This window comes from Streptococcus sp. CL5.50 (assembly GCF_049738015.1).
Lineage (GTDB): Bacteria > Bacillota > Bacilli > Lactobacillales > Streptococcaceae > Streptococcus > Streptococcus mitis_CA.
Genome location: NZ_JBKOTR010000014.1, coordinates 28,804 through 44,671 on the forward strand (window position 1 = coordinate 28,804; position 15,868 = coordinate 44,671).

Annotated in this window: 14 protein-coding genes and 2 tRNA genes; 15 read left to right on the forward strand and 1 reads right to left on the reverse strand. The window is 40.0% G+C overall.

What is annotated here, in order from left to right:
- Position 1: 1 nt before the first annotated feature.
- The 13 genes from ACLNCV_RS08535 (at position 2) to sufB (ending at position 11,677) form a co-directional block, all read left to right on the forward strand.
- The gene (locus ACLNCV_RS08535) at positions 2-1,969 is read left to right on the forward strand and encodes a peptide ABC transporter substrate-binding protein (protein WP_424845096.1); all 1,968 of its coding nucleotides are present in this window, start codon (positions 2-4) and stop codon (positions 1,967-1,969) included.
- A 97-nt stretch (positions 1,970-2,066) separates the two neighbouring features.
- Entirely contained in the window at positions 2,067-2,297 is a 231-nt protein-coding gene (locus ACLNCV_RS08540; RefSeq protein WP_000037113.1) for a DUF2969 domain-containing protein, read from the forward strand.
- A 49-nt stretch (positions 2,298-2,346) separates the two neighbouring features.
- Positions 2,347-2,427, forward strand: a tRNA-Tyr gene (locus ACLNCV_RS08545).
- A gap of 9 nt (positions 2,428-2,436) precedes the next feature.
- Positions 2,437-2,508 (forward strand) — tRNA-Gln (locus ACLNCV_RS08550).
- A gap of 161 nt (positions 2,509-2,669) precedes the next feature.
- Complete coding sequence (gene rpsA / locus ACLNCV_RS08555) at positions 2,670-3,872, forward strand: 30S ribosomal protein S1 (RefSeq protein ID WP_001001631.1); 1,203 nt, start codon at positions 2,670-2,672, stop codon at positions 3,870-3,872.
- Positions 3,873-3,957: 85 nt separating this feature from the next.
- The gene (locus ACLNCV_RS08560) at positions 3,958-4,455 is read left to right on the forward strand and encodes a GAF domain-containing protein (RefSeq protein WP_424845097.1); all 498 of its coding nucleotides are present in this window, start codon (positions 3,958-3,960) and stop codon (positions 4,453-4,455) included.
- Entirely contained in the window at positions 4,455-6,110 is a 1,656-nt protein-coding gene (dnaX, locus tag ACLNCV_RS08565; RefSeq protein ID WP_424845098.1) for a DNA polymerase III subunit gamma/tau, read from the forward strand. Before ACLNCV_RS08560 ends, dnaX begins: the two co-directional genes overlap by 1 nt.
- Before the next feature lie 27 nt (positions 6,111-6,137).
- Complete coding sequence (locus ACLNCV_RS08570) at positions 6,138-6,332, forward strand: DUF3272 domain-containing protein (protein WP_001081602.1); 195 nt, start codon at positions 6,138-6,140, stop codon at positions 6,330-6,332.
- 150 nt (positions 6,333-6,482) lie between these two features.
- Positions 6,483-7,253: a Fe-S cluster assembly ATPase SufC gene (gene sufC / locus ACLNCV_RS08575; RefSeq protein ID WP_000114489.1), complete on the forward strand. Its 771-nt coding sequence runs from the start codon at positions 6,483-6,485 to the stop codon at positions 7,251-7,253.
- 27 nt (positions 7,254-7,280) lie between these two features.
- Entirely contained in the window at positions 7,281-8,543 is a 1,263-nt protein-coding gene (gene sufD, locus ACLNCV_RS08580) for a Fe-S cluster assembly protein SufD (RefSeq protein WP_424845099.1), read from the forward strand.
- Between the two features lie 10 nt (positions 8,544-8,553).
- Positions 8,554-9,780 carry a cysteine desulfurase gene (locus tag ACLNCV_RS08585; RefSeq protein WP_125454569.1) on the forward strand — a complete coding sequence of 409 codons (1,227 nt, stop codon included), beginning with the start codon at positions 8,554-8,556 and terminating at the stop codon, positions 9,778-9,780.
- Entirely contained in the window at positions 9,767-10,207 is a 441-nt protein-coding gene (gene sufU, locus ACLNCV_RS08590) for a Fe-S cluster assembly sulfur transfer protein SufU (protein ID WP_125454570.1), read from the forward strand. The genes ACLNCV_RS08585 and sufU overlap by 14 nt, the downstream gene beginning before the upstream one ends.
- A 57-nt stretch (positions 10,208-10,264) precedes the next feature.
- Positions 10,265-11,677 (forward strand): Fe-S cluster assembly protein SufB, encoded by a 1,413-nt coding sequence (sufB, locus tag ACLNCV_RS08595; protein WP_125454571.1) that lies wholly within the window; start codon positions 10,265-10,267, stop codon positions 11,675-11,677.
- A 198-nt stretch (positions 11,678-11,875) separates the two neighbouring features.
- Here sufB and pbp3 read toward each other — a convergent pair whose 3' ends face one another.
- A complete protein-coding gene (gene pbp3 / locus ACLNCV_RS08600) occupies positions 11,876-13,117 on the reverse strand; it encodes a D-alanyl-D-alanine carboxypeptidase PBP3 (protein WP_261035587.1) in 1,242 nt (413 codons plus the stop codon).
- Between the two features lie 102 nt (positions 13,118-13,219).
- Here pbp3 and ACLNCV_RS08605 point away from each other — a divergent pair, with 102 nt between their 5' ends.
- Both ACLNCV_RS08605 and tuf read left to right on the forward strand, forming a co-directional pair.
- Positions 13,220-14,329 (forward strand): AI-2E family transporter, encoded by a 1,110-nt coding sequence (locus tag ACLNCV_RS08605; protein WP_023947789.1) that lies wholly within the window; start codon positions 13,220-13,222, stop codon positions 14,327-14,329.
- A 206-nt stretch (positions 14,330-14,535) separates the two neighbouring features.
- Positions 14,536-15,732: an elongation factor Tu gene (tuf, locus tag ACLNCV_RS08610; RefSeq protein WP_001040726.1), complete on the forward strand. Its 1,197-nt coding sequence runs from the start codon at positions 14,536-14,538 to the stop codon at positions 15,730-15,732.
- The last annotated feature ends 136 nt before the right edge of the window (positions 15,733-15,868 follow it).

Below are 15,868 nucleotides of genomic sequence, written 5' to 3' on the forward strand. Positions count from 1 at the left end.
TATGAAATCGAAAAAGTGGCTCTTAACAGCAGGAGTGGTCCTGAGCACAACAGCTCTTTTAGTGGCTTGTGGAAAAGCTGATAAAGAAGCAGATGCACCGACAACATTTTCATATGTCTATGCAGTAGATCCAGCATCTCTGGACTATAGTATAGCGACTCGTACATCTACAACAGATGTCATCGGGAACGTGGTTGATGGCTTGATGGAAAACGACCAATACGGAAATGTTATTCCTTCCTTGGCTGAAGATTGGTCTGTCTCAAAAGATGGTTTGACTTATACCTATAAACTTCGTAAAGGAGTTAAATGGTACACTTCAGAAGGTGAAGAATACGCAGAAGTAACAGCCCATGACTTTGTAACAGGATTGAAACACGTAGCTGACGGCAAGTCAGACGGTGTTTCTCTCATCCAAAATTCAATCAAGGGCTTGGATGCCTACATGACTGGTGAGACCAATGATTTCTCTACAGTTGGTGTCAAGGCCTTGGACGATTACACAGTTGAATATACCCTAAACAAACCAGAAAGCTTCTGGAACTCTAAAGTCACCACAGCAACGATGTTGCCTGTAAATGAAGAATTTTTGAAGGCATCAGGTAAAGATTATGGAGCAGTTACTCCAGCAGGAATTCTCTACAATGGTCCTTATATCTTGAAGACCTTGACGTCTAAATCGTTGATTGAATACGAGAAAAATCCAAATTATTGGGATAAAGAAAAGGTAAAAATCGAAAAGATTAAATTGACTTACTACGATGGTTCTGATCAGGAATCGTTGATTCGTAGCTTCTCTTCAGGTGCCTATACGACAGCCCGTCTCTTCCCAAGTAGCTCAAACTTTGCTTCAACTTTGGAACAATACGGAGATAAAATCACTTATAGCCCACAGGACTCAAGTAGTTATTACTTCACCTTTAACGTAAATCGTCAGTCATATAATAAAACTGCGAAAACAAGTGAAGAGCAAAAGACTTCTACTAAAGAAGCTATGCTTAATAAGGACTTCCGTCAGGCTATCAACTTTGCCTTCAACCGCCATTCTTATGCTGCCCAGCTAAATGGTGAAGACGGTGCGGATAAGATTATTCGTAACAGCCTTGTTCCTGACAACTTTGTACAAGCAGGTGGGAAAAACTTTGGTCAAATCGCTCAAGCAGAGTTGGTGAACTATGGTGACCAGTGGAAAGGTGTTGAGCTAGTTGACGGTAAGGATTCTATCTACAACCCTGATAAGGCTAAAGCTGCGTTCGAAAAAGCTAAGAAAGACTTGGAATCTAAAGGGGTAACTTTCCCAATTCACTTGGATGTCCCAGTTGAACAAACAGACACCATCGCCGTTCAACAAAGTAACTCTTTCAAACAGTCAATTGAATCAACTCTTGGTGCTGAAAATGTTGTCATCGATGTTCTTCAAATGACTGATAATGAAAAGGAAACAATCACTTCACAAGCGCGTGTTCCTTCTCAAAAAGACTATGATTTGAACAGTACAGGATGGGCTCCAAGCTATCAAGACCCAGCATCTTACTTGAATATCATGGATCCTAAATCAGGTTCTGCTATGAAACACCTTGGTATTACTAAAGGGAAAGATAAGGAAGTTGTAGCTAAACTTGGTTTGGACCAATATAAGAAATTATTGGATGATGCCGATTCAGAAACTACGAATCTTGAAGAGCGCTATGAAAAATATGCTAAGGCTCAAGCTTGGTTGACAGATAGTTCATTATTGATGCCGACAGCCTCATCTGGCGGTTCTCCAGTTGTAAGTAATGTAGTGCCATTCTCAAAACCATACTCACAAGTTGGTATTAAGGGTGACCCATATATCTTTAAAGGAATGAAATTGCAAAAAGATATCGTTACGACAAAAGAATATGAAGAAGCACTGAAAAAATGGCAAAAAGAAAAATTGGAATCAAATGGTAAGTACCAAAAAGAACTAGAAAAACACATTAAATAAAGCGGAGAACTCTATATCAGACAAGCCTGATGTAGAGTTTTTTCTTGCTAGTTTTAGGATTTTCTTGTAAAATAGAAAAAGTGAAGAGAGGTATGAAATGAGTAAGAAAGATAAAAAAATTGAAATTCAAGTAGCAGATGCCAAGGTTAATGTAGGAAAAGACAGTTTTGAAGGTTATACATTGACTATCGGTAAAAAAGTTATCGGAGAAATTGCCGAATTAGATGGACAATTTGCCATTATAAAGAATGGGAATGTCGATAGTTTTTATAAAAAATTGGAAAAAGCTGTGGAAATTTTGATTGAAAATTATAATTTAGCAAAATAAGTCTTGTTTTTTTGAAATTTTCATGATATAATAGTCCATGTTGATTGTAGGAGAGATAGCGAAGAGGCTAAACGCGGCGGACTGTAAATCCGCTCCTTCGGGTTCGGGGGTTCGAATCCCTCTCTCTCCATTTCATCAATGGGGTATAGCCAAGCGGTAAGGCAAGGGACTTTGACTCCCTCATGCGTTGGTTCGAATCCAGCTACCCCAGTTCTTAGGTAATAATCAAGATAAAAAGCAAAATATCTTAGGGTATTTTATTTTTATAATTGAAAGACGTGAACGATATGAACATGTCCTTGCGGGTGCTTAGGAAAAAAATTATAAGTATGTCAAGTTTAAGAAAAACTTGATTGTTGGAGGATTTTTTAGATGAACGAATTTGAAGATTTGCTAAATAGCGTTAGCCAAGTTGAGACTGGTGATGTTGTTAGTGCTGAAGTATTGACAGTTGATGCGACTCAAGCTAACGTTGCAATCTCTGGAACTGGTGTTGAAGGTGTCTTGACTCTTCGCGAATTGACAAACGATCGCGATGCAGATATCAATGACTTTGTTAAAGTAGGAGAAGTATTGGATGTTCTTGTACTTCGTCAAGTAGTTGGTAAAGATACTGATACAGTTACATACCTTGTATCTAAAAAACGCCTTGAAGCTCGCAAAGCATGGGACAAACTTGTTGGTCGCGAAGAAGAAGTTGTCACTGTTAAAGGAACTCGTGCCGTTAAAGGTGGACTTTCAGTAGAATTTGAAGGTGTTCGTGGATTCATCCCAGCTTCAATGTTGGATACTCGTTTCGTACGTAACACTGAGCGTTTTGTAGGTCAAGAATTTGATGCTAAAATCAAAGAAGTTGACGCTAAAGAAAACCGCTTCATCCTTTCACGTCGTGAAGTTGTTGAAGCAGCTACTGCAGCAGCTCGTGCTGAAGTTTTCGGTAAATTGGCTGTTGGTGATGTTGTAACTGGTAAAGTTGCACGTATCACAAGCTTCGGTGCTTTCATCGACCTTGGTGGTGTTGACGGATTGGTTCACTTGACTGAATTGTCACACGAACGTAACGTATCACCAAAATCAGTTGTAACTGTTGGTGAAGAAATTGAAGTGAAAATCCTTGATCTTAACGAAGAAGAAGGACGCGTATCACTTTCACTTAAAGCAACAACACCTGGACCATGGGATGGCGTTGAGCAAAAATTGGCTAAAGGTGATGTAGTAGAAGGAACAGTTAAACGTTTGACTGACTTCGGTGCATTTGTTGAAGTATTGCCAGGTATCGATGGACTTGTTCACGTATCACAAATTTCACACAAACGTATTGAAAATCCTAAAGAAGCTCTTAAAGTTGGTCAAGAAGTTCAAGTTAAAGTTCTTGAAGTTAACGCAGATGCAGAGCGCGTATCACTTTCTATCAAAGCTCTTGAAGAGCGTCCAGCTCAAGAAGAAGGACAAAAAGAAGAAAAACGTGCTGCTCGTCCACGTCGTCCAAAACGTCAAGAAAAACGTGATTTCGAACTTCCAGAAACACAAACAGGATTCTCAATGGCTGACTTGTTCGGTGATATCGAACTTTAATCAAATTGAAAATTCATAAAATCCTTTGTTTTCTAAACAAGGGATTTTTCTTTTGTCTGTAAGTCTTTTTTGATATAATAGTTCTATGTTAGAATCAGAAAAACAATCATGTTATCAAATGTTAAATGAGGAGCTCTCTTTTTTATTGGATGGTGAAACCAATGTTTTGGCTAATCTTTCCAACGCCAGTGCTCTTCTAAAATCACGCTTTCCTAATACCGTATTTGCAGGCTTTTATTTGTTTGATGGAAAGGAATTGGTTTTAGGTCCCTTCCAAGGAGGTGTTTCCTGCATCCGTATTGCACTAGGCAAAGGTGTTTGTGGTGAGGCAGCCCACTTTCAGGAAACTGTTCTGGTTGGTGATGTAACGACTTATCCCAACTATATTTCTTGTGATAGTAGCGCTAAAAGTGAAATTGTTGTGCCGATGATGAAGAATGGTCAATTACTTGGAGTTCTGGATTTGGATTCTTCAGAGATTGATGATTATGATGCTATGGATCGAGATTATTTGGAACAATTTGTCGCTATTTTGCTTGAAAAGACAGAATGGGACTTTACAATGTTTGGGGAGAAAGCCTAATGTATCAAGCTCTTTATCGAAAATATAGAAGTCAAAACTTCTCCCAGTTGGTTGGACAGGAAGTTGTGGCTAAGACTCTTAAACAAGCAGTAGAGCAAGAGAAAATAAGTCATGCCTATCTTTTCTCTGGTCCACGTGGAACGGGAAAAACTAGTGTGGCTAAGATCTTTGCCAAAGCTATGAACTGTCCCAATCAAGTGGGTGGTGAACCTTGTAATAACTGCTATATTTGTCAAGCGGTGACGGATGGTAGTTTAGAAGATGTCATTGAAATGGATGCAGCCTCTAATAACGGGGTGGATGAAATCCGTGAAATTCGTGATAAATCTACCTATGCGCCTAGCCTTGCTCGTTATAAGGTCTATATCATAGATGAGGTTCACATGCTGTCTACAGGAGCTTTTAATGCCCTCCTAAAGACGTTAGAAGAGCCAACACAGAATGTGGTCTTTATTTTGGCTACTACTGAATTGCACAAGATACCTGCGACTATTCTATCCCGTGTGCAACGTTTTGAATTTAAATCGATTAAGACACAGGATATTAAGGAACATATTCACTATATCTTAGACAAAGAAAATATCAGTTCTGAACCAGAGGCTGTGGAAATCATTGCTAGACGGGCTGAAGGTGGAATGCGAGACGCCTTGTCTATTTTGGATCAAGCCCTAAGTTTAACACAGGGAAATGAATTGACGACTGCCATTTCTGAAGAAATTACTGGCACTATTAGCCTATCAGCCTTGGATGATTATGTGGCTGCCTTGTCTCAACAGGATGTTCCCAAGGCCTTGTATTGCTTAAATCTTCTCTCTGACAATGGTAAGAGCATGACTCGTTTTGTGACCGACCTTTTGCACTATTTAAGAGACTTGTTAATTGTCCAAACAGGTGGAGAAAACACTCATCATAGTCCAGTCTTTGTAGAAAATTTGGCACTTCCTCAAGAAAATCTGTTTGAAATGATTCGCTTGGCGACAGTCAGTTTAGCAGATATTAAGTCTAGTTTGCAGCCCAAGATTTATGCTGAGATGATGACCATTCGTTTGGCGGAGGTTAAGCCTGAAGCAGCTCTTTCTGGGGCAGTTGAACATGAAATTGATTCGCTGAGACAAGAAGTGACACGTCTCAAACAAGAACTCGCAAATGTGGGAACCGTATCTAAGCCAACAAATCCAGCTCCTAGTCGCCCAGCAGCGAGCAAAACCGTCTATCGTGTGGATCGCAATAAGGTTCAATCTATCTTACAAGAGGCCGTTGAAAATCCTGATTTAGCACGTCAAAATCTGATTCGTTTGCAGAATGCCTGGGGAGAAGTAATTGAAAGTCTAGGGGGGCCGGACAAGGCTCTTCTAGTCGGATCTCAACCAGTTGCGGCCAATGAACACCATGCTATTCTTGCTTTTGAGTCTAACTTCAATGCTGGTCAAACCATGAAACGGGACAATCTCAACACCATGTTTGGTAACATCCTCAGTCAGGCAGCAGGTTTTTCACCTGAGATTTTAGCTATTTCCATGGAGGAATGGAAAGAAGTTCGCGCAGCCTTTTCAGCCAAAGCCAAATCTTCTCAAACTGAAAAAGAAGCAGAAGAAAGCCTGATTCCAGAAGGATTTGAATTTTTGGCTGATAAAGTGAAGGTAGAGGAAGACTAAAGAAAGATTTCATGATACAATAAGTTTATGAATAGACAACAATTTATTATCATCGCGCTGTTTACAGCTGCTGAGACCTATTTTTTCAATGAAGCCTGGATGACTGGTCGCTATATTATGGCAGCCTTTTGGGCCATTTTGCTCTTTAGAAATTTCCGAGTTAGTTACTTGATGGGCAAGATTGTAGATGTCATTGACCAGCATTTAAAAGGAAAAGACTAGTCCTCAGCTTCTAGACAAAATCAAAGCCTTTTAGGCTTTTTTTTGTTATACTATAAAAGTATATTTATTGACCTTTTACCGTATTTTCTAGGGAAATCAAGTATGTTTCCAGTAAGAATTGTAAAGGTCTTGAAAAAGAAAGGAACTATCATGTCAGTATTAGAGATCAAAGATCTTCACGTCGAGATTGAAGGAAAAGAAATTTTAAAAGGGGTTAACCTGACCCTGAAAACAGGAGAAATCGCCGCTATCATGGGACCAAATGGTACAGGTAAATCGACTCTTTCTGCCGCTATCATGGGAAATCCAAACTATGAAGTTACCAAAGGTGAAGTCTTGTTTGACGGCGTAAACATTCTTGAGTTAGAAGTGGACGAGCGTGCGCGTATGGGACTTTTCCTTGCTATGCAATACCCATCAGAAATTCCTGGAATTACCAATGCTGAGTTTCTTCGTGCAGCTATGAATGCTGGTAAAGAAGACGATGAGAAGATTTCAGTTCGCGAGTTCATCACTAAGCTAGATGAAAAAATGGAATTGCTTAATATGAAAGAAGAAATGGCTGAGCGTTACCTCAACGAAGGCTTCTCTGGTGGTGAGAAAAAACGTAATGAAATTCTTCAACTTTTGATGTTGGAACCAACTTTTGCCCTTTTGGATGAGATTGACTCTGGTCTTGATATTGATGCCCTTAAAGTTGTTTCTAAAGGTGTTAATGCTATGCGTGGTGAGGGCTTTGGTGCTATGATTATCACTCATTACCAACGTCTTTTGAACTACATCACACCTGATGTGGTACACGTCATGATGGAAGGTCGTGTTGTCCTTTCAGGTGGTCCAGAATTGGCTGCACGTTTGGAACGTGAAGGATACGCAAAACTAGCTGAAGAACTTGGCTACGACTACAAGGAAGAATTGTAATTCCCTCGTATCTTTTAGGAGAAGTAAATGACTAAAGAAAATATTAAACTTTTTTCAGAAATGCACGCTGAACCAAGCTGGTTGGCTGACCTCCGTCAAAAAGCTTTTGATAAGATTGAGAGTTTAGAATTACCAGTTATTGAGCGTGTCAAATTCCACCGTTGGAATCTGGGTGATGGAACGATTACAGAAAGTGAGCCATCAGTAAATGTTCCAGATTTCACAGCTCTAGATAATCACTTGAAGTTGGTACAAGTAGGAACTCAAACTGTTTTTGAGCAAACTCCAGTTGAGTTAGCTGAACAGGGTGTTGTCTTCACAAATTTCCATTCAGCTTTAGAAGAAATTCCAGAGCTGATCGAAGAATTCTTCATGTCATCTGTTAAGTATGACGATGACAAGTTGGCAGCCTACCATACAGCTTATTTCAATAGTGGTGCTGTTCTCTACATTCCTGATAACGTGGAAATTGCTGAACCAATCGAAGGAATTTTCTATCAAGACAGCGATAGCGATGTGCCGTTTAACAAGCATATTATGATTATCGCTGGTAAAAACTCTAAGATTAGTTATCTGGAGCGTTTAGAGTCACGCGGTGAAGGAAGTGCCAAAGCAACTGCCAATATCACAGTGGAAGTGATTGCACGTTCTGGTGCTCAAGTGAAGTTTGCTGCGATCGACCGTCTAGGTGAAAACGTCACTGCTTACATTAGCCGTCGTGGTAAATTAGGCAACGATGCAAGCATTGACTGGGCAATCGGTGTCATGAACGAAGGAAACGTCGTTGCGGATTTTGATAGTGACTTGATTGGTAATGGTAGCCATGCAGACCTTAAGGTCGTAGCACTTTCAAGTGGCCGTCAGGTACAAGGGATTGATACCCGAGTAACTAACTATGGTTGCAACTCAATCGGAAATATCCTTCAACATGGGGTTATTCTTGAAAAAGCAACCTTGACCTTCAATGGTATTGGGCACATTATCAAGGGTGCCAAGGGAGCAGATGCGCAACAAGAAAGTCGTGTTCTCATGCTTTCAGACCAAGCGCGTTCAGATGCCAATCCAATTCTTTTGATTGATGAAAATGACGTAACTGCAGGACACGCGGCTTCTATCGGACAAGTTGATCCAGAAGATATGTATTACCTTATGAGCCGTGGCTTGGACAAGGCAACTGCAGAACGTTTGGTTGTCCGTGGTTTCCTTGGATCTGTTATCGTTGAGATTCCAGTCAAGGAAGTTCGTGATGAAATGATTGCAACTATCGAAGAAAAATTGTCAAAACGCTAAGGGGGAGCCTATGTTAGATGTAGAAGCGATTCGCAAGGATTTTCCAATTTTAGACCAGATTGTCAACGATGAACCATTGGTCTATTTGGACAATGCTGCGACGACACAAAAACCACTAGCAGTTCTGGAGACGATTAACCGCTACTATGAGAACGACAATGCCAATGTTCATCGTGGAGTTCATACCTTGGCTGAAAGGGCGACAGCTTCTTATGAGGCGGCTCGTGAAACCATTCGTAAGTTTATCAATGCAGGGTCTACAAAGGAAGTTCTCTTTACTAGAGGAACGACAACCAGTCTGAACTGGGTGGCGCGTTATGCTGAGGAAGTCTTGACTGAGGGAGACCAGGTCTTGATTTCTGTCATGGAACACCATTCCAACATCATTCCTTGGCAGGAGGCCTGTCGCAAGACTGGAGCAGAGCTTGTCTATGTTTATCTCAAGAACGGAGCTCTGGATATGGATGATTTGCGAGTTAAATTGACTGATAAGGTGAAATTTGTCTCCCTTGCTCACGCCTCCAATGTTCTTGGTGTGGTCAATCCAATCAAAGAAATTACTCAATTGGCCCACCAAGTTGGTGCCATAATGGTGGTGGATGGTGCTCAATCTACGCCTCATATGAAGATTGATGTCCAGGACTTGGATGTGGACTTCTTTGCCTTTTCAGGTCACAAGATGGCGGGTCCAACTGGTATCGGTGTTCTTTACGGTAAAGAAAAGTATCTGGAACAAATGTCACCAGTAGAATTTGGCGGCGAAATGATTGATTTCGTTTATGAACAATCTGCTAGTTGGAAGGAATTACCTTGGAAATTCGAGGCAGGAACTCCCAATATGGCAGGTGCAATTGGACTGGCAGCAGCTGTGGATTATCTTGAAAACATTGGTATGGATGCCATTGAAGCCCATGAACAAGAATTGATCGCATACGTCTATCCAAAACTGCAGGCGATTGAAGGACTGACCATTTATGGTTCACAGGACTTGGCTCAACGTTCAGGTGTTATTGCCTTTAACCTAGGCGACCTTCATCCGCACGACCTTGCGACTGCTTTGGATTATGAAGGAGTGGCTGTTCGAGCAGGTCACCATTGTGCGCAACCTTTGCTCCAGTATTTGGATGTTCCAGCAACAGCTCGTGCAAGTTTTTATATCTATAATACAAAGGCAGATTGCGACAAGCTAGTCGATGCCTTACAAAAGACAAAGGAGTTTTTCAATGGCACTTTCTAAACTAGATAGCCTTTATATGGCAGTGGTAGCGGACCATTCGAAAAATCCACATCATCAAGGAAAGTTGGAAGATGCTGAACAAATCAGTCTCAACAATCCAACCTGTGGGGATGTCATCAACCTCTCTGTCAAGTTTGATGCAGAGGACCGTTTGGTAGATATTGCTTTTCTAAACTCAGGATGTACGATTTCAACTGCCTCTGCTAGTATGATGACAGATGCCGTTTTAGGCAAGACCAAACAAGAAATCTTAGAACTTGCGACCATTTTTTCTGAAATGGTTCAAGGGCAAAAAGATGAGCGTCAAGACCAACTTGGAGACGCAGCCTTCTTATCAGGCGTTGCAAAATTCCCTCAACGAATCAAGTGTGCAACCCTAGCTTGGAACGCTCTGAAGAAAACAATTGAAAATCAAGACAATCAGTAAGACAAATTTCTTTTGTCTTATGAATCAGTAGAAATAAAGAATGAAAGAAAGGATATTATGGCTGAAGAAAGAGTAGAACCAAAACCAATTGACCTTGGTGAATATAAATTTGGTTTCCATGATGATGTAGAGCCTGTTCTATCGACAGGAAAAGGACTGAATGAAGATGTCATTCGTGAGCTATCAGCTGCTAAGGGAGAACCTGAGTGGATGCTAGAATTCCGTTTGAAGTCTTATGAAACCTTCAAAAAAATGCCCATGCAAACTTGGGGAGCAGACTTGTCAGAGATTGATTTTAATGACCTGATTTATTATCAAAAACCATCTGATAAACCAGCTCGTTCTTGGGATGACGTTCCTGAAAAGATTAAAGAAACCTTTGAGCGTATCGGGATTCCTGAAGCTGAGCGTGCTTATCTAGCTGGTGCCTCTGCCCAGTACGAGTCAGAAGTGGTTTACCACAACATGAAGGAAGAGTTCCAAAAATTGGGGATTATCTTTACAGATACAGATTCTGCCCTCAAGGAATACCCAGACTTGTTTAAACAATACTTTGCTAAGTTGGTACCGCCAACAGATAACAAATTGGCTGCCCTTAACTCAGCAGTATGGTCTGGTGGAACCTTTATCTACGTACCAAAAGGGATCAAGGTAGATATCCCACTTCAAACTTACTTCCGTATCAATAACGAAAATACTGGTCAGTTTGAACGTACCTTGATTATCGTTGATGAGGGAGCAAGTGTTCATTATGTAGAAGGATGTACAGCTCCAACTTATTCAAGTAACAGCTTGCATGCTGCCATCGTAGAAATCTTTGCCTTAGATGGTGCTTATATGCGTTATACAACCATCCAAAACTGGTCTGATAACGTCTATAACTTGGTTACAAAACGTGCGAAGGCTCAAAAGGATGCCACTGTTGAGTGGATTGATGGTAACTTGGGTGCCAAAACAACCATGAAATACCCATCTGTTTACCTAGATGGAGAAGGGGCGCGTGGTACCATGCTCTCTATCGCTTTTGCCAATGCAGGGCAACACCAGGATACTGGAGCTAAGATGATCCACAACGCTCCACATACCAGCTCGTCTATTGTGTCTAAATCCATCGCTAAAGGTGGAGGAAAGGTTGACTATCGTGGACAAGTAACCTTTAATAAAAACTCTAAGAAATCTGTCTCTCACATCGAGTGTGATACCATTATCATGGATGACTTATCAGCATCAGATACTATTCCGTTTAATGAAATTCACAACTCACAAGTCGCTTTGGAACACGAAGCTAAGGTATCTAAGATTTCAGAAGAGCAACTCTATTACCTCATGAGCCGTGGATTGTCAGAATCTGAGGCAACTGAGATGATTGTTATGGGATTTGTAGAGCCATTTACAAAGGAGCTTCCAATGGAATATGCTGTTGAGCTGAACCGTTTGATTAGCTATGAAATGGAAGGATCAGTTGGGTAAAATTTGTTTTTATACTCTTCGAAAATCTCTTCAAATCACGTCAGCTTTATTTACAACCTCAAAGCGGTGCTTTGAGCAACCTACTACTAGCTTCCTGGTTTGTTCTTTGATTTTCATTGAGTATTAGATTTACTCAAAATCAAGGATTTTGAAGATGAACTTGTAACAAAAAAATCGCGGTTTAAAATCGCGATTTTTTTATAATTTTTCGTTGATGAAGCGGATAAACTGATTCCACCAAACTTTTAAGAAGAAGGCTTTTTCTACTTTCTTTTCTGCTACCATTTCAAAACTAGGCCGTTCTGTGGTAATGTAACCTTGACCAATCAAGTCTGAGTCTTCATAAGTCAAATGTCCAACCACTGTTCCGGCTTCAAGTGGTGCTGGAATTGCCTTAGAATCAGGTGTGAATTGAATAGATTGGGAAGCTTGACTCCCAACACGTTCAATTAGAGTGATATCATCTTTGGCAACAGCAGTGACAGTATCTTCTTTTCCATCTTGTACAGGGGCTTTGCTATCTTGATAAGCATCACCTTTCTGAACGATTTTACGAAGTGTGAATGTAGAAGAGATATAATCCATTAGTGAAGATGTAGCTGTGAAACGAGCGTAAGGATTATTGTCTTGATGATCTGCATTCAAAACAACTGTGATAACCCTCATCCCTTTTTCGACGGTAGTACCAACAAAAGATTCTCCAGCCTTGTCTGTTGTCCCTGTCTTAAGTCCATCAAAACCACCACGATGAGCAGGCATGCCTTCTAACATATAGTTGGTAGAAGTGATTGTCATTCCAGCAAAAGTAGAAGAAGTTTTTTTGGTGATTTCCAAGACTTGTGGGTATTTTTTGATGAGGTTGCGAGCAACGATAGCGACATCATATGCACTGAGTTTATTTTCCTCATCTTTTTTAGAGCCTGGGTAAATGTTATCCCCTAGAGTCTCATTGTTAAGGCCCGTTGTATTAACAACAGTGGCATCCTGAATTCCCCATTCCAAGAGTTTTGCACGCATCATATCGACGAAATCTTTTTCTGAGCCAGCAATTTTCTCAGCTAGGGCTATAGCTGCACTGTTAGCACTGGATACTAATGTTGCTTCAAGTAGTTGTTCGACGGTATAATTACGAGCCTCCATAGGAACGTTACTCGCTTCAGAATTTGTCGTTAATTTGTATGGATAATCAGAGATATCTACCGGAGTTGATAGTGTAATACTACCGTTTTCCAAGGCTTCATAGACAAGATAAACAGTAATCAATTTTGTGATCGAAGCAATTTCAACTGGCTGGGTTGCATCTTTCTCATAGAGAATTTTACCGGTATTTGCCTCAACAGCAATTGCATGTTTAGCAGCAATATTAAAATCTTGAGCATCAACAGTAGATGCTGCCCCAATAACGGAAAGGCTTAGGAGAGTTAAAATTATTTTTTTCATAGTAAGTTTATTCTATCATAAAGAAAAAAATATTCCCAGTTTCATGATATAAGAAAGAAGCTTTTTTGAAAGTGTGGTAAAATAGATGAATGGAGGTACTTCATGTTTCGTAAGAATAAATTATTTTTTTGGACCAGTGAGATTTTACTATTAACCATCATCTTTTATTTATGGAGACAGATGGGTGGGATTATAACGCCTTTTGTAAGTGTCGCAAACACTATAATGATTCCCTTTCTTTTAGGTGGTTTTTTATATTATTTGACCAATCCTATTGTAAATTTTTTACAAAAGTATTTCAAAATTAACCGTATCATTGGTATTCTACTAACCTTGTGCGCCTTGGTTTGTGGGCTAGTTATTGGGGTCGTCTATCTCTTACCGATTTTGATTAATCAGCTGACAAGTTTGATTGCTACAAGTCAGACAATCTACAGTCGTCTGCAAGATTTGATTATCGATTTATCCACTTATCCAGCCTTTCAAAATTTAGATATTCAAGCGACTATTCAACAGTTAAATCTCTCTTATGTAGATATTCTACAGAATATCCTAAATAGTGTAACGAATAGTGTTGGAAGTGTCTTATCTGCGCTCTTTAGTACTGTTTTGATTATTATCATGACACCTGTATTTTTAATTTATTTTTTGTTAGATGGCCACAAATTCTTGCCGATGCTTGAGCGTACTGTTTTAAAGCGAGATAAGTTGCATATTACAGGTCTTTTAAAAAATTTGAATACTACAATTGCTCGATATATTAGTGGAGTTGCTATTGATGCGATTATTATTGGTTGTTTGGCCTTTATCGGATATAGCGTGATTGGTTTGAAATACGCTTTGGTCTTTGCCATCTTTTCAGGATTGGCCAATCTCATTCCTTATGTTGGACCAAGTATTGGTTTGATTCCGATGATTATCGCCAATGTCTTTACTGATCCTCATAGAATGCTGATTGCAGTTGTTTATATGTTGATTATTCAACAAGTAGATGGGAACATCCTTTACCCTCGAATCGTTGGTGGAGTGATGAAGGTTCATCCAATTACGATTTTAGTATTACTTTTGTTATCAAGTAATATCTATGGTGTCATTGGCATGATTGTCGCAGTACCAACCTATTCTATCTTAAAAGAAATTTCTAAGTTTTTATCACGTTTGTATGAAAATCATAAAATAATGAAAGAACGAGAAAGAGAATTAGCTAAGTAAAAATCAGGAAATTCCTGATTTTTCTTTTTCATTAAAGAAGTGATGGGAGTAGAAATACCGTTTAGATTAGTAGATTAAGAATAATTCACAAAAACTTTGTAAAACACTTGCAATTTAGCTGAAATTTGATAAAATAGTAAGGAAAGTTAGACTGTATTGCCTACTGTCTATCTATAAAATATATTTTATTGGAGGCTTTTACTCAAATGGCAAAAGAAAAATACGATCGTAGTAAACCACACGTTAACATTGGTACTATCGGACACGTTGACCACGGTAAAACTACCCTAACTGCAGCTATCACAACTGTTTTGGCACGTCGCTTGCCTTCATCAGTTAACCAACCTAAAGACTATGCGTCTATCGATGCTGCTCCAGAAGAACGCGAACGCGGTATCACAATCAACACTGCGCACGTTGAGTACGAAACTGAAAAACGTCACTACGCTCACATCGACGCTCCAGGACACGCGGACTACGTTAAAAACATGATCACTGGTGCCGCTCAAATGGACGGAGCTATCCTTGTAGTAGCTTCAACTGACGGACCAATGCCACAAACTCGTGAGCACATCCTTCTTTCACGTCAGGTTGGTGTTAAACACCTTATCGTCTTCATGAACAAAGTTGACTTGGTTGACGACGAAGAATTGCTTGAATTGGTTGAAATGGAAATCCGTGACCTATTGTCAGAATACGACTTCCCAGGTGACGATCTTCCAGTTATCCAAGGTTCAGCTCTTAAAGCCCTTGAAGGTGACACTAAATACGAAGACATCGTTATGGAATTGATGAACACAGTTGATGAGTACATCCCAGAACCAGAACGTGACACTGATAAACCATTGCTTCTTCCAGTCGAAGACGTATTCTCAATCACTGGACGTGGTACAGTTGCTTCAGGACGTATCGACCGTGGTATCGTTAAAGTCAACGACGAAATCGAAATCGTTGGTATCAAAGAAGAAACTCAAAAAGCAGTTGTTACTGGTGTTGAAATGTTCCGTAAACAACTTGACGAAGGTCTTGCCGGAGATAACGTAGGTGTCCTTCTTCGTGGTGTTCAACGTGACGAAATCGAACGTGGACAAGTTATCGCTAAACCAGGTTCAATCAACCCACACACTAAATTCAAAGGTGAAGTTTACATCCTTACTAAAGAAGAAGGTGGACGTCACACTCCATTCTTCAACAACTACCGTCCACAATTCTACTTCCGTACTACTGACGTTACAGGTTCAATCGAACTTCCAGCAGGTACTGAAATGGTAATGCCTGGTGATAACGTGACAATCGACGTTGAGTTGATCCACCCAATCGCCGTAGAACAAGGTACTACATTCTCTATCCGTGAGGGTGGACGTACTGTTGGTTCAGGTATGGTTACAGAAATCGAAGCTTAATTCGATTTAGTTCCCAGAAGAACAATTATTTAAGTCAGACACTAAAAGAATCTTGCGTAGCAAGGTTCTTTTTTCGGCTCTTTGTCAACTGTAGTGGGTTGAATAAAAGCTAAGATCTAGAAAGGACGAAATTTGT

Coding starts and splice junctions, on each gene's coding strand:
- ACLNCV_RS08535 (WP_424845096.1), top strand. CDS start 2: ATGAAATCGAAAAAGTGGCTCTTAACAGCAGGAGTGGTCCTGAGCACA.
- ACLNCV_RS08540 (WP_000037113.1), top strand. CDS start 2,067: ATGAGTAAGAAAGATAAAAAAATTGAAATTCAAGTAGCAGATGCCAAG.
- rpsA (WP_001001631.1), top strand. CDS start 2,670: ATGAACGAATTTGAAGATTTGCTAAATAGCGTTAGCCAAGTTGAGACT.
- ACLNCV_RS08560 (WP_424845097.1), top strand. CDS start 3,958: ATGTTAGAATCAGAAAAACAATCATGTTATCAAATGTTAAATGAGGAG.
- dnaX (WP_424845098.1), top strand. CDS start 4,455: ATGTATCAAGCTCTTTATCGAAAATATAGAAGTCAAAACTTCTCCCAG.
- ACLNCV_RS08570 (WP_001081602.1), top strand. CDS start 6,138: ATGAATAGACAACAATTTATTATCATCGCGCTGTTTACAGCTGCTGAG.
- sufC (WP_000114489.1), top strand. CDS start 6,483: ATGTCAGTATTAGAGATCAAAGATCTTCACGTCGAGATTGAAGGAAAA.
- sufD (WP_424845099.1), top strand. CDS start 7,281: ATGACTAAAGAAAATATTAAACTTTTTTCAGAAATGCACGCTGAACCA.
- ACLNCV_RS08585 (WP_125454569.1), top strand. CDS start 8,554: ATGTTAGATGTAGAAGCGATTCGCAAGGATTTTCCAATTTTAGACCAG.
- sufU (WP_125454570.1), top strand. CDS start 9,767: ATGGCACTTTCTAAACTAGATAGCCTTTATATGGCAGTGGTAGCGGAC.
- sufB (WP_125454571.1), top strand. CDS start 10,265: ATGGCTGAAGAAAGAGTAGAACCAAAACCAATTGACCTTGGTGAATAT.
- pbp3 (WP_261035587.1), bottom strand. CDS start 13,117: ATGAAAAAAATAATTTTAACTCTCCTAAGCCTTTCCGTTATTGGGGCA.
- ACLNCV_RS08605 (WP_023947789.1), top strand. CDS start 13,220: ATGTTTCGTAAGAATAAATTATTTTTTTGGACCAGTGAGATTTTACTA.
- tuf (WP_001040726.1), top strand. CDS start 14,536: ATGGCAAAAGAAAAATACGATCGTAGTAAACCACACGTTAACATTGGT.